Annotated in this window: 23 protein-coding genes; 2 read left to right on the forward strand and 21 right to left on the reverse strand. The window is 44.9% G+C overall.

Annotated elements, in window-relative coordinates; translation table 11 throughout:
- Positions 1-28: 28 nt before the first annotated feature.
- The 20 genes from HNQ46_RS09910 to HNQ46_RS10005 form a co-directional block, all read right to left on the reverse strand.
- On the reverse strand, positions 29-1,009 hold the full coding sequence (locus tag HNQ46_RS09910; protein WP_183684543.1) for an ROK family protein: 981 nt from the start codon (positions 1,007-1,009) through the stop codon (positions 29-31).
- An 8-nt stretch (positions 1,010-1,017) separates the two neighbouring features.
- Positions 1,018-1,683, reverse strand: coding sequence for a GDSL-type esterase/lipase family protein (locus HNQ46_RS09915; protein WP_183684544.1), 666 nt, complete (start codon positions 1,681-1,683; stop codon positions 1,018-1,020).
- 129 nt (positions 1,684-1,812) lie between these two features.
- Positions 1,813-2,730 (reverse strand): dihydrodipicolinate synthase family protein, encoded by a 918-nt coding sequence (locus tag HNQ46_RS09920; RefSeq protein WP_183684545.1) that lies wholly within the window; start codon positions 2,728-2,730, stop codon positions 1,813-1,815.
- Positions 2,731-2,753: 23 nt separating this feature from the next.
- A complete protein-coding gene (locus tag HNQ46_RS09925) occupies positions 2,754-3,674 on the reverse strand; it encodes a carbohydrate ABC transporter permease (protein ID WP_007156777.1) in 921 nt (306 codons plus the stop codon).
- 9 nt (positions 3,675-3,683) lie between these two features.
- Positions 3,684-4,589, reverse strand: a complete 906-nt coding sequence (locus HNQ46_RS09930; RefSeq protein WP_040648685.1) for a carbohydrate ABC transporter permease — start codon at positions 4,587-4,589, stop codon at positions 3,684-3,686.
- A gap of 229 nt (positions 4,590-4,818) precedes the next feature.
- Positions 4,819-6,198, reverse strand: a complete 1,380-nt coding sequence (locus HNQ46_RS09935) for an extracellular solute-binding protein (RefSeq protein ID WP_183684546.1) — start codon at positions 6,196-6,198, stop codon at positions 4,819-4,821.
- Positions 6,195-6,899: an N-acetylmannosamine-6-phosphate 2-epimerase gene (locus tag HNQ46_RS09940; RefSeq protein WP_007156780.1), complete on the reverse strand. Its 705-nt coding sequence runs from the start codon at positions 6,897-6,899 to the stop codon at positions 6,195-6,197. Before HNQ46_RS09940 ends, HNQ46_RS09935 begins: the two co-directional genes overlap by 4 nt.
- Positions 6,900-7,023: 124 nt before the next feature.
- Positions 7,024-8,460 carry an alanyl-tRNA editing protein gene (locus HNQ46_RS09945; protein ID WP_183684547.1) on the reverse strand — a complete coding sequence of 479 codons (1,437 nt, stop codon included), beginning with the start codon at positions 8,458-8,460 and terminating at the stop codon, positions 7,024-7,026.
- A gap of 79 nt (positions 8,461-8,539) precedes the next feature.
- On the reverse strand, positions 8,540-9,373 hold the full coding sequence (locus tag HNQ46_RS09950) for an HAD family hydrolase (protein WP_183684548.1): 834 nt from the start codon (positions 9,371-9,373) through the stop codon (positions 8,540-8,542).
- 105 nt (positions 9,374-9,478) lie between these two features.
- Entirely contained in the window at positions 9,479-10,918 is a 1,440-nt protein-coding gene (locus HNQ46_RS09955) for a 4-alpha-glucanotransferase (RefSeq protein WP_183684549.1), read from the reverse strand.
- Between the two features lie 103 nt (positions 10,919-11,021).
- Positions 11,022-11,453, reverse strand: coding sequence for an aspartate carbamoyltransferase regulatory subunit (locus tag HNQ46_RS09960; protein ID WP_007156785.1), 432 nt, complete (start codon positions 11,451-11,453; stop codon positions 11,022-11,024).
- A 174-nt stretch (positions 11,454-11,627) separates the two neighbouring features.
- Positions 11,628-12,554: an aspartate carbamoyltransferase gene (gene pyrB, locus HNQ46_RS09965; RefSeq protein WP_183684550.1), complete on the reverse strand. Its 927-nt coding sequence runs from the start codon at positions 12,552-12,554 to the stop codon at positions 11,628-11,630.
- A 121-nt stretch (positions 12,555-12,675) separates the two neighbouring features.
- The gene (pyrE, locus tag HNQ46_RS09970; RefSeq protein ID WP_183684551.1) at positions 12,676-13,314 is read right to left on the reverse strand and encodes an orotate phosphoribosyltransferase; all 639 of its coding nucleotides are present in this window, start codon (positions 13,312-13,314) and stop codon (positions 12,676-12,678) included.
- Between the two features lie 110 nt (positions 13,315-13,424).
- Positions 13,425-14,129 (reverse strand): orotidine-5'-phosphate decarboxylase, encoded by a 705-nt coding sequence (gene pyrF / locus HNQ46_RS09975; protein ID WP_183684552.1) that lies wholly within the window; start codon positions 14,127-14,129, stop codon positions 13,425-13,427.
- Positions 14,130-14,245: 116 nt separating this feature from the next.
- On the reverse strand, positions 14,246-15,157 hold the full coding sequence (locus tag HNQ46_RS09980; RefSeq protein ID WP_183684553.1) for a dihydroorotate dehydrogenase: 912 nt from the start codon (positions 15,155-15,157) through the stop codon (positions 14,246-14,248).
- 12 nt (positions 15,158-15,169) lie between these two features.
- Entirely contained in the window at positions 15,170-15,892 is a 723-nt protein-coding gene (locus HNQ46_RS09985; protein WP_183684554.1) for a dihydroorotate dehydrogenase electron transfer subunit, read from the reverse strand.
- Positions 15,893-16,059: 167 nt separating this feature from the next.
- Positions 16,060-17,448, reverse strand: coding sequence for a dihydroorotase (locus HNQ46_RS09990; protein WP_183684555.1), 1,389 nt, complete (start codon positions 17,446-17,448; stop codon positions 16,060-16,062).
- Between the two features lie 138 nt (positions 17,449-17,586).
- A complete protein-coding gene (locus HNQ46_RS09995; RefSeq protein ID WP_007156792.1) occupies positions 17,587-17,856 on the reverse strand; it encodes a type II toxin-antitoxin system HicB family antitoxin in 270 nt (89 codons plus the stop codon).
- Positions 17,853-18,767, reverse strand: coding sequence for an AraC family transcriptional regulator (locus HNQ46_RS10000; RefSeq protein WP_243155911.1), 915 nt, complete (start codon positions 18,765-18,767; stop codon positions 17,853-17,855). The genes HNQ46_RS09995 and HNQ46_RS10000 overlap by 4 nt, the downstream gene beginning before the upstream one ends.
- Before the next feature lie 131 nt (positions 18,768-18,898).
- Entirely contained in the window at positions 18,899-19,771 is an 873-nt protein-coding gene (locus HNQ46_RS10005) for a PD-(D/E)XK nuclease family transposase (protein ID WP_183684557.1), read from the reverse strand.
- Positions 19,772-20,045: 274 nt separating this feature from the next.
- Here HNQ46_RS10005 and rsmI point away from each other — a divergent pair, with 274 nt between their 5' ends.
- Together rsmI and HNQ46_RS10015 are read left to right on the forward strand one after the other, a co-directional pair.
- Positions 20,046-20,906 carry a 16S rRNA (cytidine(1402)-2'-O)-methyltransferase gene (rsmI, locus tag HNQ46_RS10010; RefSeq protein WP_183684558.1) on the forward strand — a complete coding sequence of 287 codons (861 nt, stop codon included), beginning with the start codon at positions 20,046-20,048 and terminating at the stop codon, positions 20,904-20,906.
- A 103-nt stretch (positions 20,907-21,009) separates the two neighbouring features.
- On the forward strand, positions 21,010-21,426 hold the full coding sequence (locus tag HNQ46_RS10015) for a TOBE domain-containing protein (RefSeq protein WP_183684559.1): 417 nt from the start codon (positions 21,010-21,012) through the stop codon (positions 21,424-21,426).
- A 210-nt stretch (positions 21,427-21,636) separates the two neighbouring features.
- Here the strand turns inward: HNQ46_RS10015 and HNQ46_RS10020 are convergent, their stop codons facing one another.
- On the reverse strand, positions 21,637-22,629 hold the full coding sequence (locus HNQ46_RS10020) for an AEC family transporter (protein WP_183684560.1): 993 nt from the start codon (positions 22,627-22,629) through the stop codon (positions 21,637-21,639).
- Between the last annotated feature and the right edge of the window lie 8 nt (positions 22,630-22,637).

Consider the following 22,637-nt stretch of genomic DNA (forward strand, 5'->3'; position numbering starts at 1 on the left):
ACTTTGGGTTTTTTAGGCTTTGGGTTTTTTAGGCTTTACTCTTCTGCCTGTTATGAAAATGCACATAAGCCCCCAGCAGTCCTGCTCTGTTTCCAAGGCTGGCCGCCAGCAAGCGGGTGTTCTCCGCCACAATAGGCACCAAATGCTCCTGTAAGTGTCCCCAAATCTTAGGAAGCAGGATATCCTTCTGCTCCATAATGCCTCCCCCAAGCACAATACATTCCGGGTTAAAAGCATAACACAGATTACTTAGCCCAATGGACAGAGCATCACAAAGCCTATCCAACTCTTCCAGACAGATTTTATCTTCCTTTGCCACTTCTTCAAAAATCCGCTTTCCGTTCCAAAGCTCTTCCGGCTCTCCCTTTCTGCTGGCTACTCTCTTCACCAAGGCAGAGGTTGAGGCCATACGCTGGAACATTCCGCCGGGAATCTGCATATAGCCGATTTCCATGGCGGAATGGGAAGTGCCGTGATATACCTCTCCGTTTAAGATAAAGCTACCGCCTATACCGGTACCTATGGTAAGACAAAGCATAGAACTTGTCCCTTTTCCGCTACCAAAGGAATATTCTCCAAGTCCTGCGCACTTTACATCATTTTCCACCTCGCAGGGAATGGAAAATCTACGTTCTATCTCTTCCTTCCACTTGCATCCCTTGTACTCCGGAATCTGGGGGCCTGCATGAATAATCTCTCCCTTTATCTCATCCACCATTCCTGCGGTGGAGATACAGATACCGGATAGAAGTGGCTCTGTTTTGGCTTCTGTTGTTCGCTCAGCTTTTGCATCTCCCTTTGTATCTGCTTGTGCCCCCTCCGGCGGATTTCCCTTTAATTCCGCTAATACTCTACGGATTTCTCCCTTAACATTTTCCAGAATAAAGGAACCGCCTCTTTGGGCCTCGGTGTCCTTTTCATAAGTAGAAAGGATTTCTCCCTTTTCTCCCAAAAGGGCATATTTTGTTTTGGTGCCTCCGATGTCCAGGGCAAAATATCGCTTTTCCATACCGCTTCCTACTTTCCTTCTTCTGAAAAATAATCGGGAATCCACTTAGCCAGATGCTCCGCCAAAGCCTTATGGGCTTCAGGGCTCAAATGCATATAGTCGTAGGGGTAATTTTCTACTCCCGGAATATCCTGTGCCGAAAGGTAGGCACAGCCGGTACGCTTTGCCACCGCCTCATACAGAGGAACAATGGCCTTGGACTTTTCACAGCAGTCTTTTCCCATTTCATTCCCTACGATAGTATCCTTATATTCCGGATCAATGGGATAGGGAGCAATAATCAGAATTTTCGGCTTTTCTTCTGTAAAGGCTTCCTGTACGGATTGGGCTTTTCGGATTAAACGTTCCAGCCCTCTGGAAATATTTTCCGCAGTAGCGGAAAAACGCTCCTTTACATCATTGGTTCCCAGCATAATAATCAAAAGGGAAACCGGCTCATGGGTAAGAAGGATGGGGCGGATCATACTCACGCCGGAAAGACCCTCGTACAAGGGATCTTCAAAAACAGTGGTACGGCCTGATAAGCCTTCTTCCCGTACCAGATACTCCTCCCCCAATAATTCCTGTAAAACCATGGGCCAACGCACATGCTCGCTGAAACGCTTTCCGTTTTTGTTATTGTAACCATGGGTATTGGAATCTCCAAAACATACAATGGTCTTTGCCCCAGCCATATTTCCTCCTTTAATTGCTTTCCTTTCAAGCTGTTTATCTATAGCTGCTCCCGGGGGGAATGTCCCCTAAAAGCACTTTTAGCCTGCTCTGTAAAGTTTCCAAGAAACCCTACAAAGCAGGCAAATCTTTTATACGAAGCGCGCTACTGTCTCATCGATGACCTTGGCAGTCTTCTTTGCAATCTCCAAATCCGCCTCTGTTAAAGGACTTAACGGACTTCTTACAGAGCCCACATTTAAGCCCTTGCGAAGCTTCAGCACTTCCTTAATCATGGCATACATATTACCGTGACCACTACAAAGTAAAGTGATAATTTCATTTACCGCAAACTGAATTTTTCTCGCTTCTTCCATACGGTTTTCCTTGAGAAGAGCATTCATCTTTAAGAAAAGCTCCGGCATGGTCCCATAGGTTCCGCCGATTCCGCCGCAGGCTCCCATAGTTCTTCCTCCGATAAACTGCTCATCCGGACCGTTGAAAACCACGAAATCCTCTCCACCCCAGGCCTTGTAATTCTGAATGTCCTGAACGGGCATGGAGGAGTTCTTTACTCCGATCACTCTGGGATTCTTCTTCATTTCCAGGAACAATTCCTTGGTAAGGCTTACGCCGGCAAGCTGGGGAATATTGTAAATGATGAAGTCAGTATTAGCTGCTGCTGCACTGATGGTATTCCAGTACTCAGCAATGCTGTAGCTTGGCAGACGAAAGTAAATGGGAGGAATTGCCGCAATGGCATCTACCCCTAAGCTTTCTGCATGCTTCGCCAGTTCCACAGAATCCTTGGTGTTGTTGCAAGCCACATGGGCAATGATGCGAAGCTTTCCCTTGGCTTCCGCCATCACCGCTTCCAAAATCTGCTTTCTATCCTCTACGGAAAGGTAAATACACTCTCCGGAAGAGCCGTTGACATATAAGCCCTGCACACCGGCTTCAATAAAATAACGAACTAAGGCCTTGGTTCTTTCTACAGACACCTCTCCATTATCCTCATAGCAGGCATAAAAGGCCGGTAAAATTCCTTGAAATTTCTCTACATTCATCATTTTTTTCTCCTTTAAATACATTTTTATCCCTTAACGGCTCCCATGGCAATACCCTGGGTAAAATATCTTTGGAACATTAAAAATACGATTAAAATCGGGATTGCCGCCACCGCAGCTCCTGCCATGATAATACCGAAGTCTGTGGCATTTTCCGCCTGCAACTTAGCAATTCCCAAAGAAATGGTTAGGTTCTCTGTACTACTTAACATAATCAACTGCATGAAATAGTCATTCCAGCTGTTGATAAAGGTAAAGATTGCCAAGGCACCGATACCCGGCTTAATCATGGGAAGTACAATCTGACTAAAGATTCTTGCTTCAGAGGCTCCGTCAATACGGGAGGCTTCCAACATTTCCCCGGGCACGCCTTCAGAGAATTGTTTCATTAGGAACACGCCGAAGGGCCATCCCACGGTGGGGAAGATGACTGCCAAAAGGCTGTTGTAAAGCTTCAAAAAGGACATTTCCCGAATCAAAGGAATCAAAATAACTTGCTTGGGAAGAGCCATAGCACATACAATCAGGGTGAACAAAAGAGTTCTTCCTCTAAAACGCTTTTTCGCCAAGGCGTAGCCTGCCATGGAGGCGGTTACACAGGTTAAAATCATGGCGGATAAGGACATGAACACGGTGTTTAAAAGCCAACGTACCGCTCCCGGCACCTTCGGGCCTGTCATCAGCACAATATCCTTCCCTGTTCCGGAGAAGGCTCCGCTAAAGGGTATACTCAAGGTAAAGAGGGCGGTGGGCTGACGGGAAAAGAGCTTTTGGTAATTCAATAGTACCCACTCTTTTGGGAACCAGTCCGGGCTTGTGCCGTTGATGGACTGGGCGGTTTTAAAAGATCCTGTAATTATCCAGTATAAGGGAAAAAGAAAGAAAAAAGCCAGGAGAATTAGCAGGAACAGGCTAAGTAAGCTATAAAGATTTTTTGTCTTATGCATAAATTCCTCCTATTTTTCTTTTGCCAACTGGAACTGTAATGCAGAGAGTAAGGCAATGATAATCGCCAAAATCACACCCATAGCATTGCCGTAGCCGTAACGATAAAGCTTAAAGGCTGTGTAATAGATATAATACATTACCGTATCCGTACTGTGGTTCGGTCCACCGGAAGTCAAGAGCTGAATCAGGGCAAAGCACTGGAAGCTGTTGATGGTGGTAATGACCAAAATGTAAAGGGTGGTAGGCATAATCTGCGGCCATTTAATCTTCCAGAAAAGCTGAAGATCGGTGGCACCGTCTACGGAAGCCGCCTCTACCAGGGAGTCATCCACATTTCCAAGGGCAGAAACATAGAGAACAATGGGCTGTCCCACGGAGGTGGTAAATAAAATCAGAATAATACAGGGTAGGGCAAAACGGGCATCTCCCAGCCAGTTGATATTCTTCTCCAACACGCCGGTATGAGTTCCCACATAGTTGAATAAACCATAGTAATTATGGAACATCCATTTCCATACCACGGTAACTGCTACGGAGCCTGTTACTACAGGTAGATAGAAGATACAGCGGAAGGCGGAAAGTACCGGTCCCTTCATCTTATAAATGGCGGAAGCCACCCATAAGGAAAAAATCGCTACCGTTGGAACAGATACCAAAACGATGATTAAGGTATTTTTCAGTGCTTTTTGGAAAATGCTGTCTCCGAAAAGCTCTGTATAGTTTTTTAAACCGATAAACTGGTCTGCCACATTTTTTCCCATGGTGGCATCAAAGAAACTGGTATAGACGCACAAAATCATGGGAAAAATCACGAAGCCTAGGAAGAACACAAGGCTTGGCAATAAAAACAAATAGGCAGAGCGAGTTTCTCTTTGGGCTAATATTTTGCTTCGATTGCTTTGTACGTAGTCCATTTTCTCTCCTCTTCCTCTTGGATAGAATCCGTTAATCCTGTAATCCATTGCGAAAGGATTTTTTCTGCTTTCTCCAAGAGTTTCATTAAAAAAGCTCCGGAGGCTTCCCGTCAAAGGGTGAGCCTTCCGGAGCCTATTCTTCTTCACAAATGTTTCGAATGATTCTCAAATATATTCTAAAACATTTTTATAAGCTTGCATGCTGGATAGCGCTACAAATTTATGCCTTTTATGCCTTTGCCGCTGCGTTTGCATTGGTCTGGAAAGTAGTTAATTCTGTTTTAACGTCTCCTCCCTGACCGATTCTCTGAAGCATGTTCCACCACTCAGTTCTGGCAGTTGCCCAGCCCGGAGTTACCTGATAGTAGTCTCCGAAGGAAGGCATGAACTTCTCTGTGAAGAGCTTCATGGTCTCCGCATTCTCCGTTCCCTCATAAACGTCTGTTAAATCCTTGTGTACCGGGAAGAATCCTGTTGTCTGTACGGAAAGCTTAGCCTGCTCTGCATCGTTCGCCATGAAACGGATAAATGCCTTTGCAGCCTTCACCTTGTTCTCATCGCCGTTATCGAAGATTCCGAAGCCCCAGATTCCTCCGCAAAGCTCTGCCTTTCCGTCCTTTGCAGGGAAAAGCATAGGAATAATTTCATCGCCGTTGTTGGTCTTGCCTGCTTCGCCGTTGTCCTTGTTGTTCTGCTGAGCAGAGTTCCAGCAAAGAGACATTGCCAAGGTTCCGTTTCTGAAAAGGGTAATCTCATCTCCTCCAACCAAAGCCGGATCAAAGTTGATTCCCTCTGCCTTCATAAGCTCCTCCAATGCCTGTGCGTTCTCGGAAGAATCTACAGCATACTCTGTATGCTCCTTGTTTGTAAACTTTCCGCCGTACAGGTTGTTTACCAAAGCTCTGGTTCCCTGGTCTCCCCCCTGGCCGCCACAGTAAACTGCTGCAACATTTTCCTGTCCCTTATCATGCAGAGCCTTCACAGCCTTGAAGAAATTCTCTGTAGTCCAGGTGTGGTTATCTAAGTCCAGATACTGTAATGCATCTGCATTCTCGAAAGCAGTCTTGTTGATAGCCATGCAGTGTGCAATCATAGCCAAGGGATACTCATAATACTTTCCTTCGGAGGACTTACAAGCCTCCACTACGTTGGGATAGATATCCTTTGCCGCATCATCTTCAAAGAGATCCGCCAAATCTACCATCAAGCCCTTTGCACCCCAGTTTGCTACCAAACGCTCCGGTCCTTCCATAATCAGGTCCGGTGCCGCATTTCCTTCGATGGCGGTATTTACCTGGTCGTCACCGCTCTGGTAGTCCAAATACTCTACGGTAACATGGATATCCGGATACTTAGCGTTAAAATTCTGCAGTAAGCTGTCCACGGAAGCGCTGTCGCCCCATTTTCCGATAGGATAGGTGTAAAGCTTTAAATCAGCCTTTAACGCCTCATCCTCGGAAGCTCCCTCGACCTTCTCGGAAGCAGCCTCACTTGCCTTTCCGGATTCCGCCTTTTTCTCTGTCTCTGTCGTAGCCTTTGGTCCGCAAGCTGCCAAGCTACTTGCCAGAAGCAGCGACGCTGCTCCCCATGCTAAGATTCTTTTCTTCATTGTTTCTCCTCCCATTCTTTGAGTGCCTCCACAAAGGGTACCGCAATCAGCTGCGGCCTTGTGATAATTGATCCAACAACCACCGCATAGGCTCCAAGCTCCATAACCCGCTTTGCCTTTGCCGGAGTGTTGATGTTGCCTTCAGCAATGACCGGATGCTTTACGCTCTCAATCATTTTCCGAAGAATCAGGAAATCGTCTGCCTCAATCCGATCTCCCTTAGACTGCTCTGTATACCCCACCATAGTGGAGCCAATAAAGTCAAATCCCAGGCGATCCGCTTCTATGGCTTCTTCCACTGTGGAACAATCCGCCATAAATGCCTGATCCTTGTATTTGGCCTTTATTTCCCGGAAAAATTCTGCCAGACTCTTCCCGCCCGGCCTTTTAGAAATGGTGGCATCAATCGCAATAATATCCACCCCAACTTCCATAAGTTCATCCACCTCTTTCATGGTGGGAGTAATATATACCTTCGAATCCTCGTAATCTCTCTTGACGATACCGATAATGGGAAGCTCCACTTCCTTCTGAATCTCCGCAATGTCTTCTTTGGTGTTGGCCCGAATACCTCCTGCCCCTGCCATCTTTGCCGCTCTGGCCATTCTTCCCATGATGAAGGAGGAATGTAATGGCTCCTCCGGCAGTGCCTGACAAGATACAATGAGTTTACCCTTCAATCCCTTGATTCTCTCTGTCATGGAACACTCCTTTTTTCTGAAAAATTTTTTTATTCGTTCTTAAAGAAAAGTATTTTTCCTTCTTGTCCTTTCTTTAGTATAGTTTTAGATTTTTCAATTTCAACAAGAAAAAACTTGGCTTTCTCTATAAAATTCTTTCAATAAAGGCATTCATCTCTTCAAATCCTTTAACACTGCTTCCCTGAATCATCTCCTTCTGTCCTCCTCCCCGGAAGGACAATTTTTCTCCCATAAGCTTTCCAAAGGCTCTCATATCCTCTTCTCTGCTTCCTGCCACCACAGAAAAGCCTTCTTCCTTTTTCCCAAGGCAAATGAGGGAAAGGGGAAGAGAGCGTCGCAGCCTGTCACAGATTTTTTGCAGGTCCTTCACCCCAAGATCGGAAAGATAGAGGAAGATGTATTGATTCTTTCCGTAGTAGGAAAAGCATCTATCCTTTAGAGGGCTTCCCAGAAATAACATTTTGGCCGGCCTTTCCGCCACTTCCCGGGCTACCTCAGTTCTTTCCGGCCTTTCCGCCACTTCCCGGGCTACCTCAGTTCTTTCCGGCCTTTCCGGCTTTTCTCCGTCCTCTATTCCTTTCCGTTTCTCTTCCAGCTCCTTCAAAATCTTCTCTTCCAAAAGGCTGATCCCCGCCTCTAAAATTCCTCTTTTTTCTTCTTCCTTGGCAAAGATTCTTTCCTGCAAGCTCTGAAAGGCTTCCGGAATCTCTGTCCATGGTCTGCTAAGGCTTTGGGCGAAGCCGGATAAGAACTTTAGCTTTTTTTCCAAAGCAAGAAAAGCCAGCTCTCCCGCCAGCATGGTCAAACGACAACCCTTTCTATGCTTTTCATAGGAAAGAATGGTAAATACCCCAATCTCCCCAGTAAAGCTAAGATGGGTTCCGCAACAGGCACAGGAATCCACCTCGGGAATTTCGATAATACGGATATCCCCCTCTAAAGCTTTCTTTTGTCGAAATGAAATATTCCCGTCTTTTCTTTCTGAACTCGTATTTTCTTCTTCCCCTTCCAGATAAATTTCTCTTATGGGAAGATTTTTTCGGATAACGGCATTCACCCCCTGCTCCAGCTCCTCCAGTTCCTTCTCGCTGAATTCTCCGTCAAAATCCACGGTCATGTGGGGATTTTCCCCGAAACATTCCATATGAAAACCGCTGTTTTTATAGGGAAAACGTCCGGTCACAAGACCTGAAAAAATATGCTCTGCACTGTGGTTTTCCGACTGCCATCTTCGAAAATCCGCGTCAAACTTACAAAGGACTTTTTCTCCCTCAGGCAAATCCACTTCTAAATAATGCCACAGCTCCCCTTCCTTTTCCTCCACAAAGAGAAGCTCTGCCCCGGCAATGCTTCCTCTGTCACAGGGCTGGCCGCCTCCCTCCGGATAGAAGAAGGGCTCCGAAAGTCTATAGCAAAAAAGGGAAGAATAGCTTCCTCCCCATTTTTTTATAAACTCTTCTTTTTCCTCTTTGGAAAGCTCCCGCTTTTCCAAAATAAGAAGCTCTTTTTCCGCCTCTTTTCCTCTGATTCCTCTTTGATAATATAAGGCTTCTTTAATCATTTTTTCCTCGTTACTCATTCTAAGAATAGCTATTTATTCCTGCTGAAAGCAAAAAGTTTGATACTCTCCCTTTTGCTTCTTAAATCAACCCTAAATCCTTTAGCGTAAGATAGATACCGTCCTCCCAAATGGGCTTTGCCACAATATCCGCCTTTTCTTTGATATAAGGAATGGCGTTTCCTACAGCTACTCCAACATTTGCCCAAAGAAGCATTTCCTCATCATTAAAGCTGTCGCCGAAGGCAAGCGTCTTTTCTCTGGGTATCTTGTAAACCTCGGCGATTTTCTCTAAGCCCATAGCCTTGCTGTAGCCCTTTTCCAAAAGGTCGGCCCCGGTGTCTCTGCTAAAGGGAAAGACATTTAACTCCGGAAAATTCTTTCTAATAGCCTCTGCCCCCTCTACGCCACCGCAATAACAGAGAGCGGAAACCTCTTCTTGTAAAAGTTCCTCCACCGGAGCGAAATTCCTGTCGCTTTCCTGCACAAAATTCAGGTCGTACTGTACCACCTGTTCCTCTTCCGTGAAATAATCCCTATCCTCTATGGCGGTTCCAAGAGCAATATGATGTTCCTTTCCAAAGCGAATCAATCGTTCCAGCAAATCCTTGGACATCACGCTATGCATCAAAACTTCCTGCTTCTCCAAGGGATCCAAAAGCACCTTGGTACCGTTCATCTGCACCAAAGCATGGGGAGCGATTTCTTTCAAATAGTCGTAAGAATAGCGGTCATACATATTTCTGCCGGAAGCCAGCACCACAAGATAGCCATTTTCCTTTAGGCGTTCAATGGCTTCCAAGCTGGAGGGCGTGATAGCTCCCTTCTTATGGTCTAAGAGGGTATGGTCTAAGTCAAAGGCCACCATCCCCTTTTTCTTTTCTCTATTCTTCGGACAATTTACTTCTTCTCTCATCTTTCCCTATCTTCTCTATACTGTATTCCGAATGATATATGCTGCTTTATAACTTCTAACAAAAGCTGCCATAGCTTCAGCTATAGAAATAGCCAGAAAACCGCTTTAGATTCTCTTGCTTTCCTCGCAAAAGGCACGAATCTTCTCCGCCATTTCCTTGGTGAAATCTTCCTTTTGGAATCTATAGCTCCAGTTACAGCCTAGAACGGAGGGCTTATTCACTCTGGCTTCCTTCCCCTTGTGACAATAATCCTGATAGGGGATAATCGCGGTATTGGACTTGGAATTTAAAGTCAGTTTAATGAAAAAGTCCACATAATCCATAGCCAGGAGCTCTTCCACAGTTTTTCCCACATAGTCTGCCGCCATCTGTCGATCCGCATCTTCAATTTCCAAGAACCAGTCCTTTAAGACCTGATTATCATGGGTTCCCGTATAGCAAACCGTATTTTCCGTCCAAGTATTGGGCCGATAATCTCCACTTTCTCTGGAGTCAAAGGCAAATTCCAGAAGCTTCATCCCGGGGAAACCGCTGTCTTCTACCAGTTTTTTTACAGACTCTGTGACATAGCCCAAGTCTTCCGCAATCACCGCCTGCTCTCCCAAAGCTTTCCTTAAGGCATGGAACAGATCCATTCCCGGCCCCTTTTCCCAGTGGCCCCTTTTCGCATTTTCATCCCCGTAAGGAATAGAATAATACTCATCAAATCCCCGGAAATGGTCCACTCTTACCACATCATAAAGAGTAAAGCAGTGCTTCATTCTGGAAATCCACCAGGCATAGCCTGTTTCCTTATGCTTTTCCCAGTCATAGAGAGGATTTCCCCAAAGCTGTCCATTTTCCGCAAAGGCATCGGGAGGGCACCCTGCCACCGCCTTGGGTCTTCCCCCTTCCAGTTGGAACAGGGAGGGGTTGTCCAGCACATCAGAGGAATCCAGAGAAACATAGATGGGAATATCTCCAATCAGCTGAATCCCAAGGCTATTCACATAGGCCTTTAAGCTAAGCCACTGCTTTTGGAAAAAGTACTGGCAGGCTTCGTGAAACTCCTTAGGATAGGGAAGCTTTCCTTCCATAAAACGGGCATAGGAAGAAAGCCAGAAGGAATTCTTCTCACAAAAGTCCTGAAATGCCTTCTTTTCTTCCTGTCCTGCCGGAGTATTCAGCTTTTCGAAAAAGCGGTCCATAGCTTTCTTCAGTACAGGATAACGCTTTTCGTAAAGCATACCGTAGTCAATTTGACTTTCGGATGCCTCCAAAAGCTCTGCACAATCCCCTTCTGAAAGATAGCCCTCCTCCTGTAACTGCTCCAAGTCAATAAAATAGGGGTTTCCGGCGAAGGTAGAGAAGCTTTGGTAGGGGGAATCTCCATAGCCCGTGGGGCCTAAGGGAAGAATCTGCCAATAGCTCTGCCCCGCCTCTTTTAAAAAGTCTGCAAAGGCTCTGGCCTCCTTGGAAAAAGAACCGATACCGTATTTTCCCGGCAAGGAAAATATAGGCATCAAAAGCCCCGCTCTTCTTCTGTCTAAAATTTTCTTCTCCATCCTACTCTCCTATTCTCATTGAATGAAATATCTCGCTTTCGGTTTTTTCTGCGATTTGAAATTTTTTTCTTCGCCCAAAAAAGCTTTACGCTATTATCATCTCTTATTCAAAATCGTCATTTTTCGCAATTGTATCACAGTAAATGCAACGATACTGTCTTTTTTGTCCCTGAATTCGCTTAAAGATGTGCGGCAATTCCTGCTCTGTAGAGGTAATGCAACGGGGATTCTTGCAATGCAAAACATTCTTTAAGGTGTCCGGTAAAGACAGAGTAGCCTTGTTCACCCGTTTTCCATCCTGGATATAGTTTACCGTAATGCCCGGTCCGATATAGCCTAAGACATTTAGATCCAAGTCAATGTTTTCCGCAATCTTTACTATATCTTTCTGTCCCATCTTCTGAGAATGGCAGTTTTGAATCAAAGCCACCGGGCTCTTTACACTGTCCAGTCCCAGATATTTGTATACCAGCATACTTTTTCCGGCCTTAATATGATCCAGTACAATTCCGTTTTCGATTCCGTCAATCTTCATCTTTTATCCTTTCTCTATGCTAAATTCTCTTTCCATACAAAATGGCTTAATGATTTTCAATACCTTCTGATAAAACTCTTCGGCATGCTTTTCCAGAAACTTCTCACTTATAGTCTTGCTTCAAGTTATGCTTTAAGCTGTTGTTCAGGCTATCATTTTTGGATCCAAATTTTTTTACTGATCCAATCCTAATAGATACAGAATCAATGCCATACGCATCTGCTTTCCACAGAGAGTCTGGTAGAAATACTTGGCTCTTTCATCCTGATCAATCGCCACGGAAATCTCATTTACACGGGGAAGGGGGTGAAGAATCGCCATATCCTCCTTGGCATTTTCCAGCTTTTCCTTGGTCAGGATGTAAATGTCCTTCAAACGAAGATAATCTTCCTCGTTAAAGAAACGCTCCTTCTGCACTCTGGTCATGTAAAGAATATCCAGCTCAGGAATGGAGCCCTCTAAGTCAGTGGTTTGAATGAATTCCGCTCCTTCTTCCTTCAGCTTTTCAATTTCGTACTCCGGCAGCTGCAACTCCTCCGGAGAAATCAGAATATAGCGATTATTGGGGTAACGGAGCATGGCGTCAATCAGGGAATGTACGGTACGACCAAATTTCAAGTCTCCACAAAGACCGATGGTTAAACCGGAAAGCTCTCCTTTACATCTTCGAATGGTTAAAAGGTCAGCCAAGGTCTGGGTGGGGTGAAAATGTCCGCCGTCTCCCGCATTGATAAAGGGTACGGAGGTATGATTAGCCGCCACCACCGGCGCTCCCTCCTTGGGATGCCGCATGGTAATAATGTCCGCATAGTTGGATACGGTCTCAATGGTATCCGCCACACTTTCGCCTTTGGCTGCAGAGGAACTGCTGGCTCCGGCAAAGCCCAGAACGGATCCGCCTAATTCCAACATAGCCGCCTCAAAGGAAAGTCTGGTTCTTGTGGAAGGCTCGAAAAAGAGAGTCGCCAGCTTCTTATGCTTACATCTTTCCCAGTACTCTTCTTTGTTTTTCTCAATCTTATCCGCCAGATCCATCAAATGATCCAGCTCTTCAATGCTCAAATCCAAGATGTTAATGATACTACGATTTTCCTTTGCCATTTTCTTTCCTTTCCTATTTTTGCCTACAAACCATTGCGAAATCCACTTTTTCTATCTTCTCTGCCTCATCTTCTCTGCCTCATGTCTTCCTTGAGCCTAACTCCAACATCGAAGACTAGCTCTATGCCTGTCTCCAGGACTCATCGGAGGGGTTATCTCTGAAGCGAAGCAGCTTTTCCTGCTCTTCTTTCTCAATGTAGCCCTGCTCCACCGCCACAGGAAGAAGGGCGTCCAGGTCGCAAAGGGAGTGGTTTACTACCTTGGCTTCTGCCAGTCTGTCTTTTCCCTTCTGCATGCCATAGGTGAAAATGCTGACAATCCCCAGAACTTCCGCTCCATTTTCCTGTAAAACCTTTACGCAGTCCAGTACGGAGCCTCCGGTGGAAATCAAATCCTCTACCACCACAACCTTGTCTCCCTTACTAAGCTTTCCTTCCACCTGATTCTGTCTTCCGTGATCCTTTGCGGAGCCACGAACATAACCCATGGGAAGGCCAAGAATCTCTGCGGTAATAGCCGCATGGGCGATTCCTGCGGTAGATGTTCCGAAAAGTGCCTCCGCCTGGGGAAACTCTTCCTTTACAAGCTCAGCCAAGCCCTCTTCAATCTGTCTTCTCACCTTAGGGAAAGACAGGGTCAGACGATTGTCACAGTAAATCGGGGAATGAATCCCTGATGCCCAGGTAAAAGGATCCTTCGGCCGTAAAAATACCGCCTGAATGGATAAAAGTCCCTTTGCAATCTCTTCTTTTCTTCCCATAATATCTCCTTTTCTATCTTATACGCTTTTCTATAATTTATTACGATGGTATCACTAAACCGTCGGACGTTTCTCGATTAGCTCTCACGAAGCTTTGCACATTCCGGTGCTTAGGCATCACAAAACTGACGTACTGCCTCCCGATAAGCTTCCACCGGATTCTCCGCCTTGGTAATGGGCCGTCCCATGACAATATAGTCGGAGCCAACCTTCTTGGCCTCCTCCGGTGTCATGACACGCTTTTGGTCTCCCACCTCTCCTCCGGCAAAACGCACTCCGGGGGTAACCGTTAAGAAGTCTGCACCGATTCTTTCATGGATTTCCTTGGCTTCATGGGGGGAGCAAACCACGCCGTGAAGCCCTGCTGCCTTGGCATTTTCCCCGTAATGAAGTACCACTTCCTTCACGGTTTTCGGAATCAAAAGTTCCTCCTCCATCATCCTCTGGTCGGTGGAGGTAAGCTGGGTTACGGCAATCAGGATGGGTAAATGCTCTCCCCCGGAAAGCCCTTCCAATCCCGCCTTCATCATTTGGATGCCTCCGGAAGCATGCACGTTGGTCATATCCACGCCTAAAGCTTTCAGGGAAGCCATGCCTCCCTTTACAGTGTTGGGAATGTCATGAAGCTTTAAATCCAGGAAGATAGAATGTCCCCGCTTTTTTATCTGCCGCACAATCTCCGGTCCCTCGCTATAGAACAGTTCCATTCCTACCTTTACATAGGGCTTCCGCTCTTCCTCCTGAAAGAGGTCTAAAAAGTCCAGTGCCTCCTTTCCTGTCGGAAAGTCTAAAGCTACAATCACATCTTTTCCCATGATATATCCTTTCTGCTGGCATGTGCAAATTCCACTATATGTCTTATTTCCTGTCAAAATCTCGAATTCACCCTGACTGAGCGGGAATTCTATTCCAATTCCTTCTCTTTTCAGCCTTAATCAATAATCCCGATAATCTCCTGTAAAGAGGAAATCCCCAGTTCTTCGCAAAGAATGGGAAGATTCTCCAAAATATCCCGGCAAATGTAAGGGTGTACCAGATTCTCCGCCCCGATTTCCACCGCACTGGCTCCCGCCATCATCATTTCTATTACATCCTCGGCAGAGGCGATGCCTCCCATTCCGATAATGGGAATCTGCACAGCCTTTCGTACCTGATACACCATTCTAAGGGCAATAGGAAAGACCCCGGGGCCGGAGTAACCTCCCACCTTATTGGCTAAAACCGGTCTTCTTCTTTTTATATCAATCCGCATTCCCAAAAGAGTGTTGATTAGGGAAATGCCGTCGGCTCCTGCTGCTTCCGCCGCCTTTGCCATTTCCGTTATATCCGTTACATTGGGGCTTAGTTTCATATAGACAGGCTTCTTGGTTTTTTCCTTTACCCGCTTACAAACCTCCGCCACATTTTTGGCATCGGTTCCAAATGCCATACCGCCGTTATGCACATTGGGACAGGAGATATTTACCTCTAAAAGCCCTACATTTTCCACCTTGTCCATCTCCTCCGCAAGGATAGAAAACTCATCGAAGGAAAAGCCCGAAATGTTTGCTACCAAGGGCTTATGGAAAATCTTCTTTAAGGCAGGGAGTTCTTCTTCCACTACCACCTTGACCCCTGGATTTTGCAGGCCAACGGAGTTCAACATCCCCATGGGGCACTCTGCAATACGAGGCAGGGCATTTCCTTCTCTTGGCTCCACCGTAGTTCCCTTAAAGGAGATGGAGCCCAAAATATTTAAGTCATAGAGCGGCGCAAAGTCCTGTCCGAAGCCGTAACAGCCGGAGGCAGGAATCAAAGGGTTGTCCAAGTCCAATGAAGAGAGTTTTGTTCTTAAATCCACCATTTTTTCCACTCCTTACCATACAATCTCATCATAGGAAAATACCGGTCCGTCCTTGCAAATCCGCTTCATGCCGGTCTTCATTTTCCTGCTGCAACCCATACAAGCGCCAAAACCGCAACCCATTCTTTCCTCAAAGCTGAACTGCCCGTCCTTTACCCCTTGGTACACAGCCTTTAACATAGGCTCAGGACCACAGCAAAGAGCATAGTCATGCTGCCCCAAAATGCTTGTTACAAATCCCTTGGCACCGTAGGAGCCGTCTTCTGTGGTGATGTTAATAGGAACGGAAAGGGCACGAAACTCCTCCTCAAAAAAAACATCTTCCTTGGTTCTAAAGCCTAAAGCCACATAGGGATGCTTTTTCTCCTGCACCAGTTTTTTACAAAGATAGTAAAGGGGAGGCACGCCTACTCCGCCTCCGCAAAGCACCGGATGGTCCGGAACCTTGCGAAGATCATAGCCATTTCCTAAACCGGTTAGGAGGGAAAGATATTCCCCCTCTTCTTTATAAGAAAGAAGCTCTGTGCCCTGTCCCAGTACCTTGTAAATCAAAGTAAGCTGATCTCCCTCCACATCACAAACCGAAATGGGGCGGCGAAGATATTTTCCCGGAATCTCCACTTCCACAAACTGCCCGGGTCTCTGAATTGCCGAGCAATCCCCGTCCATTTTCATAAGATATACATCCTTAGCCAGGGGACGATTCTCTAAAATCTTAAACTCCCGTTCTTTCATCTTCCCTCTTCACTCCTTTACTCCCAAAACCTTGACTCAAGTTTTTCAATATTGAAAGGCTCCCGGTACTTTACCCCGGTCTTTCAAAACAAAGGTATACTTCCTGCATATCCTTCTTCTATACAAAAAACCGGATAAATCAAGAAGAATACTTTCAAAATAAGCACTTAATCCTCTAAGAAGCCTTTTTCTCTATCATAAATCTCTTTTCCCTCATAAAAGGTCTTCACTACCTCACCCTGAACCTCCATACCGGAAAAGAGAGTGCTCCTTCCCATGGAGTAAAACTTTGTGGGATCTACCCGATAGACTTTCTCACAGTCTAAAATGGCAAGATCCGCCTCTTCTCCCTCTGCAATATACTTAGGACCACAAATAGGGAAAAGCTCTCTTGGCTTGGTACACATGATTTCTAAAAGTCGGTATAAAGAAATTGCGCCGTAAGCCTTTTTCCCGCTATCTTTGAAAAGCTCTTCCGTACCGCACTTTGCCTTTCTAAGATCCACCCGCTCCGGATCCTGATCCAAAGGATTTCGAAGCACCATGTTATGTAGCATGGAGGCAAATGCTGTCTCCAAACCCACAATGCCGAAGGAAGAGCCGTCTAAGCCCTTGGACTTCTCCTCCGCACTATGGGGAGCATGGTCTGTAATCAGGCAGTCCAACACACCATCCTGAATGCCTTTAATCAATGCCGCCCTATCCTCCATACTGCGGATAGGAGGATTCATCTTCCAGGAGCCGTCCTCCTGTAAATCCTCATCGGTAAACATCAGATAATGGGGACCTGTCTCTCCGGATACGGGCAGTCCCTTTTCCTTAGCCTTCTGGATTAGCGCCACGGATTCCTTGGTGGAAACATGACAAACATGGTACTGGGCACCGCTTTCTTCTGCCAGATGAATATCTCTCTCCACCTGCTTCCACTCTGAAGCACTGTTGATGCCGATATAGCCGCGAGCCTCTGCAAACATGCCATCATGGATACAACCGCCGGATTTCAGTTCCCTTTCATCCTCACAATGGGCAATCACCGCTTTCCCCACCGCCTTCGCCTGCACCATGGCTTCCAGCATCAACCAGTCATCCTGCATGCCCTTTCCGTCATCGGTAAAACCGATGACATAGGGAGCCAACTCCGCAATATCGGATAACTCTCCTCTTCCGCTTTGATTTTTCGTTAAGCTTCCATAAGGATACACGGCAATGCAGGCATCCTCGTGAATTTTATCCATTTCCAAAGTCAAATTCTCTATATTTGAAGGAGGAGGATTTAAGTTCGGCATAGCGCAAACCGCCGTGTAGCCTCCATGGGCAGCCGCCTTGCATCCGCTCTTGATGGTCTCTTTATAAGAAAAACCGGGCTCCCGCAGATGTACATGTACATCCACGAAGCCCGGAACTATTAATTTTCCATCCACGTCATAAACAGTGGCACCTTCTTCGTCCATTTTAGAGAATTGAAGAAATAGTTTTCTCTCAGAAATCAAAAGATCAGCCTTTACGATTCCTTCCTTTTTGTAAACAAAGCCATTGCGAAGAACGATTTTATTCACCCTATCCTCCTTTTTCCTATCTCTACGTCCGACAGAGTATAGCAAAATTCCGAAGGTCTTGCAAGGGGAGATTCCGAGTTCCCGGTCTTCCCCTTAAAGGGCTAACAGCTTCTTATCTTCAACAAGTTAAGTAGACTTCTACTCGTCCCAGCCTTCCTTCGGCATAAGAAAAGCCAGCATGGTCTTCTCTTCTCCTTCTCCCAAAACAATGTCATCCAAATGGGTCTGTCTCGGGAAATCCATAGACTCCTCAGACTCCACCAACAGCCAGTTCACACCGGCATAGCGAGCATCCTCCAAGGCCTCTTCCTTTGTTTTTCCCTCGCCGTAGCAATCCTCCAAGTCAATTACGTCCACTCTGTAGCCATCTTCTTTCTTCCGAATTACTGCAGGATAATAATATGTCATTCTAACCTCTTTCTATACTGGTGGGGCGTCTCTCCCATAATGCTCTTGAAAATCTTGATAAAATTCCCCTGATTGTGGAAGCCGGTGGCTTTGGCCACATCCAAAACCTTATCCTCTCCCTTGGAAAGTAACTCCACCGCCTTTTCTACTCTGTAACGATTTATATATTCCAGTGGGGAAATCCCCACATTGTTTCCAAAAAAACGGGTAAAATACTGCTCATTTAACTGACAAAGATTTGCTAAATCCCGAATATAAATTTTCTCCGCATAATGCTCACGAATATATTCAATACTGTTTTTAATAAACAGTACCTGCTTTTCCTCTTCCACCAAACGCCTTTCCGAAATCATCCCCATACCTTCCATAATGGCAAAGAGCTGCAACAAGCCCCCCTTAACCATCATGTGGTCCGCCAGTCTCTCCAGACGATAGGAATTGCTGGAGGAAACAGAACTTTCTTTCTTCCCGTGCTGGTGAAACAACTTGTAAATTTCCGAAAAGCCCTGTACCATCTCCAAAAATCCCAAATGAGACAGGCTGATTTCTTTAGGAAAAAAGTGTTCTTCTTTTCTTAATTCCCTGAAAAATCCCTGCTCCAAAATATCCTCCTCCGAAAAGCAGAAGTCCTCTAAGCAAAAACACAGGGAATGCTCCACCGCCTTCTCTGAAGTAGCATACAAGCGATGGACACAGCCCTTGGGAATCAAAAACAAACATTCCTCTTCGATATTGATTTCTTTCAAATTGAGATAGAGCTGAAAGCTGCCTTCCTGAAAATAAATCAGCTCATAATAGTCATGCCAATCCGCCTCAACTTTAAGGCTTTCTTCTTTAGTGCTGACACTGGTATAGAGCCTTGGCAGCGGATACTCCCTGGGAATGGAGCTGTGTTTTTTTGTTCTTTGCATAGCACCTCTCCTCTTTTGGAATATCGCAGTTTGCAAGCCGGTAGAATAAAAAAATAAGCAGTTACATTCTACCATAGGGGAAAACTTTCCGCCATAGAAAAGCAGAGTTCTCCATAGGTAAAAAACGAATTCTATAAGCCAAACTCGGACAGCAAGCTTTCTAAATATAACTTGTCCCCTGCAGCTTTTTTGATGTCCTCCACCCTGCCCTTCTCGGCAAGAATTCCCATAAGAAGAGCCATCCTTTGTTTTCCACTCTCAACGCCCTTTTCCATGCCTTCTTCAATACCTTCCCGAAATGCTTTTTGTCTGTACTGCTCTAACACTAAATTCATTTTTTGCTCTCCTTTCTTATCCAAACGCCTTGATTTCAGCAAAGCTACTCTTTTCGATAAAATTTTAGATTGCATTTCCTCAGGGTTCTCTCGATGAAAGTCTTTGGCGAGATTTCCTAAGGCATTATCCTGTTTGCAATCTGTATTAAAATATAGGATATGGGAGCCATCCTGAAAACCAGCTCCTATTTCCTCTATCTTCCTTTCAATATGATAAAGCTGTTTCTTTGCTTTGAAAATATCCTTATCTGTAATGAATATAATATAGCTTTCGGGTAAATGCGTAAAGTCCTCCCCTTTTCCCAGATAATGAATATCCAATAGCGCGGCATGATATCTGGCTCTTTTAGGTCCGGCATCTTGGGACGAATTTTGAATTTCTATATTATACAAATTCCCCTGATCATCTTCACAAAAGCAATCCAGGAGCAAAGAATGACCGTACAAATTAGGAAGATCTTTTTGTACATACTGCTTTTTCACTTTTAAACTCTTTTTATTCATTAGAACTTGTAAAACATATTCCGTGCAAGACTTTTCCTCAAATACAAGTCTCATGAAAATATCATCCATTAAGGTGAAGGATTCTATGGTTTTGCGTTTTTCCAAGTCCTCCATATCTTTCTTGTCTGTATGATGAAAGTTTGAATTTTTAGCTGATTGAGTCATAAAGGGAAACTCCTTTCTGTGATAGATTTTCAGAAGTTGAAAAGAATAAAAAGTAAATGATTTTAGATAAATAAATCGTTTAATATAAGATTATCAGAATAAAAATAAGATGGATAAAATGATGAGAAAAGCTTCTTTCCCTATTATAAAACAAGTATGATAAAATACCTATTATCCACATTCGGATATTATCCATTAACGGATATGAGAGCTGCAATCCAAGCTCGATTTATTCAATAAATCCTTAACTTTTTATATATTCAAGGAGACCATTATGCCCATCGGAAAAATCAGTTTATGTGCTACCCCCATCGGCAATCTGGAGGACATCAGCTTTCGAGTGCTTCGCACCCTGAAAGAAGCGGACCTTATCGCCGCTGAGGATACCAGAAACTCCATCAAGCTTTTAAATCATTTTGAGATTAAAACTCCCATGACCGCCTACCATGAGTTTAATAAGGTGGAAAAGGCAAGGGAACTAATTGCACAATGCTTGGAGGGAAAACATATTGCCCTAATTACCGATGCGGGAACCCCCTGTATCTCCGACCCGGGAGAAGAACTGGTAAAACAGGCAGTTGAGCAAGGAATCCCTGTAGAAAGTCTTCCGGGAGCTGCTGCCTTCGTGCTGACCTTAAGCCTTTCCGCCCTCTCTACCAGACGCTTTTGCTTCGAAGCCTTTCTTCCCACAGAAAAGGCCAACAAAAAAGAGCGGCAACGACTACTCTCCCAATTAAAGGACGAGGAACGAACAATCCTTCTCTATGAGGCTCCCCATCATTTGCGAAAAACCTTGGAAGACCTTAGAGAAGCCTTCGGGGAAAATAGAAAAATTACCCTAGCAAGAGAGCTAACCAAAAAGTATGAAGAACTTCTTTATCTTGACTTAGACCGAGCAATAGAGAGATATCAGGAAGAAGAACCCAGAGGAGAATTTGCTCTTGCTATAGAAGGAAAGTCTTTAGAAAAGAAAAAGGAAGAGGCTAAGGCCCAATGGGAAGAGCTGTCCATGGAAGAACACTTGCAGGAATACCTGGATAAGGGACTGTCAGAAAAGGAAGCTATGAAAATGGTGGCGAAGGATAGGGGCATCGGAAAAAGAGAGGTGTACCAATATTTAAAGGCCGGTGACTAGAATTTCTAAAAATCATCTAAAAAACAGATAGCTCACTGGCAATTTATTCTTTTTCCCTGTAGACTGGGCTGTGCAACATAATGAGACTAGAAAGGAAAGAAAAATGATTAGTGCAAGAAACCATTTTCATGGAATTGTAAAGGAAATTCGTAAGGGTGCCGTAAACGGTATCGTAAAGCTGGAAACTCCCGGAGGAAACCGTGTCAGCTCCACCATCTCTATGGAAGCTATCGAGGATTTAAAGCTTGCCGAAGGCAAGAAGGCTTGTATCTTCGTAAAGGCTACCGAAGTAATGCTGGCTAACGACAATCTGAAAATCTCCGCAAGAAACCAATGGAAGGGAACTGTTAAGGAGATTAAAGACGGCGCAGTGAACGCCATTGTAAAGCTGGAGATTGAGGAAGGCGTAACCATCACTTCCACCATCTCTTTAGAGGCTGTTAAAGATCTTGGCTTAACAGTAGGTGCCAAGGCCGTTGCCATTGTGAAGTCTACCTCAGTAATGTTGGGAGAAGAATAAAACGAGGCTATAAAAAACGAATATTAAAAACTATTTTTTATGCAGTATAGGTCTGAAAAAGGGGTAGTCTGAGCCCGCCGGTACTTGCGAAAAACAAAGGTACTGCAGTTTTTCGCTTAGTACCGATGTGTGGCGAAGCTAGCGAGAGCGTGCCCCGACTTCAGACCTATACTGCATAGTTAACTTTTCAATATTTTTTATAGTCTCGTTTTATATCATCCAGAGGTAGAGGTAGACAAACAAGGGCATGGTCACAATCGCTACCAGTGTGGTAAAGATATTAATACAGCTGGCATATTCCGCATCCTGCTCATAGATGATAGCAAACTGATTCACACTGGTTCCGCTGGGGGCAATGGCGCTGAGATAAGTCACCAGAAAAATCTCCTTTCCCATGGGAAGAAGACTTGCTATATGGCCAAGCTTAAAAAAGAGCAATAAGCAGATTGGAAAGAAAACCATACGCAAAAAAGTCACAAAAAACAATCTCTTGTTCTGAAAAAATCGAGCAACAGGCATTTTTGCCAAAACCATACCGGTGACCATCATGCTGACCGGGCCAATCATTCCTCCTATATCTTTAATAGCCTGCCCCAAAGGTCTGGGAACAGAAATCCGAAAACTGAAGCAAAGAAAGCCAAAAATGATTGCTAAAATATTGGGATTTTTTAAAAATCCGGAAAGCTTTTTTAAAACAGAAGCTTCTCCAACATTTTCCGTAACCGTATCTGCAAAGTCCCCTTTCTTTCCCTCCTTCTTTAGCTGTCTTTGAAACATGGATATTCCGTGAGTCCAAAGCAGAATATTATATACGCCGATATAAGCGGTAATATAAATCAAATAATCTTCTCCCAAAGCATAGGCCACAATCGGGATAATGATATTACCGCAGTTACTGTAAATCACCGCGGTTTTCTCCACTACAGTCATGGGAAATATCTTATCCAAGAAAAAGATAAAAAGGGTAAAAAAGCCCTGTATTCCCAGCGCCAATATCCCGCAGAGAAAAAAAGCTTTTTGCCGTTCCGGAGTAACCTCTACCGTAAAGGCATGGAAAAGCACACAGGGAGAAATCAAATACAAACATAGCTTGGACAGGGTTTGGCTGTCTTCCTTCTTTAAAATATCTTTTTTTACCAAAGCAAAGCCCGCAAAGAGCATCAAAAACAAGGCGATGATTTTTTCAATTAATGCCAATCCCATTCCGTCTA

This window comes from Oribacterium sinus, assembly GCF_014202695.1.
GTDB lineage: Bacteria > Bacillota > Clostridia > Lachnospirales > Lachnospiraceae > Oribacterium > Oribacterium sinus.

Excerpts from the sequence above, each read along its gene's own strand:
- HNQ46_RS09945 (WP_183684547.1), bottom strand. The coding sequence starts at position 8,460 with ATGATTAAAGAAGCCTTATATTATCAAAGAGGAATCAGAGGAAAAGAG.
- HNQ46_RS09950 (WP_183684548.1), bottom strand. The coding sequence starts at position 9,373 with ATGAGAGAAGAAGTAAATTGTCCGAAGAATAGAGAAAAGAAAAAGGGG.
- HNQ46_RS09910 (WP_183684543.1), bottom strand. The coding sequence starts at position 1,009 with ATGGAAAAGCGATATTTTGCCCTGGACATCGGAGGCACCAAAACAAAA.
- HNQ46_RS09930 (WP_040648685.1), bottom strand. The coding sequence starts at position 4,589 with ATGGACTACGTACAAAGCAATCGAAGCAAAATATTAGCCCAAAGAGAA.
- HNQ46_RS09940 (WP_007156780.1), bottom strand. The coding sequence starts at position 6,899 with ATGACAGAGAGAATCAAGGGATTGAAGGGTAAACTCATTGTATCTTGT.
- HNQ46_RS09920 (WP_183684545.1), bottom strand. The coding sequence starts at position 2,730 with ATGATGAATGTAGAGAAATTTCAAGGAATTTTACCGGCCTTTTATGCC.
- HNQ46_RS10020 (WP_183684560.1), bottom strand. The coding sequence starts at position 22,629 with ATGGGATTGGCATTAATTGAAAAAATCATCGCCTTGTTTTTGATGCTC.
- pyrE (WP_183684551.1), bottom strand. The coding sequence starts at position 13,314 with ATGGGAAGAAAAGAAGAGATTGCAAAGGGACTTTTATCCATTCAGGCG.
- HNQ46_RS09980 (WP_183684553.1), bottom strand. The coding sequence starts at position 15,157 with ATGGTGGATTTAAGAACAAAACTCTCTTCATTGGACTTGGACAACCCT.
- HNQ46_RS09995 (WP_007156792.1), bottom strand. The coding sequence starts at position 17,856 with ATGACATATTATTATCCTGCAGTAATTCGGAAGAAAGAAGATGGCTAC.
- HNQ46_RS10005 (WP_183684557.1), bottom strand. The coding sequence starts at position 19,771 with ATGACTCAATCAGCTAAAAATTCAAACTTTCATCATACAGACAAGAAA.
- HNQ46_RS09935 (WP_183684546.1), bottom strand. The coding sequence starts at position 6,198 with ATGAAGAAAAGAATCTTAGCATGGGGAGCAGCGTCGCTGCTTCTGGCA.
- HNQ46_RS09960 (WP_007156785.1), bottom strand. The coding sequence starts at position 11,453 with ATGAAGATTGACGGAATCGAAAACGGAATTGTACTGGATCATATTAAG.
- HNQ46_RS10000 (WP_243155911.1), bottom strand. The coding sequence starts at position 18,767 with ATGCAAAGAACAAAAAAACACAGCTCCATTCCCAGGGAGTATCCGCTG.
- HNQ46_RS09955 (WP_183684549.1), bottom strand. The coding sequence starts at position 10,918 with ATGGAGAAGAAAATTTTAGACAGAAGAAGAGCGGGGCTTTTGATGCCT.
- pyrF (WP_183684552.1), bottom strand. The coding sequence starts at position 14,129 with ATGGGAAAAGATGTGATTGTAGCTTTAGACTTTCCGACAGGAAAGGAG.
- pyrB (WP_183684550.1), bottom strand. The coding sequence starts at position 12,554 with ATGGCAAAGGAAAATCGTAGTATCATTAACATCTTGGATTTGAGCATT.
- HNQ46_RS09925 (WP_007156777.1), bottom strand. The coding sequence starts at position 3,674 with ATGCATAAGACAAAAAATCTTTATAGCTTACTTAGCCTGTTCCTGCTA.
- rsmI (WP_183684558.1), top strand. The coding sequence starts at position 20,046 with ATGCCCATCGGAAAAATCAGTTTATGTGCTACCCCCATCGGCAATCTG.
- HNQ46_RS09915 (WP_183684544.1), bottom strand. The coding sequence starts at position 1,683 with ATGGCTGGGGCAAAGACCATTGTATGTTTTGGAGATTCCAATACCCAT.
- HNQ46_RS09985 (WP_183684554.1), bottom strand. The coding sequence starts at position 15,892 with ATGAAAGAACGGGAGTTTAAGATTTTAGAGAATCGTCCCCTGGCTAAG.
- HNQ46_RS10015 (WP_183684559.1), top strand. The coding sequence starts at position 21,010 with ATGATTAGTGCAAGAAACCATTTTCATGGAATTGTAAAGGAAATTCGT.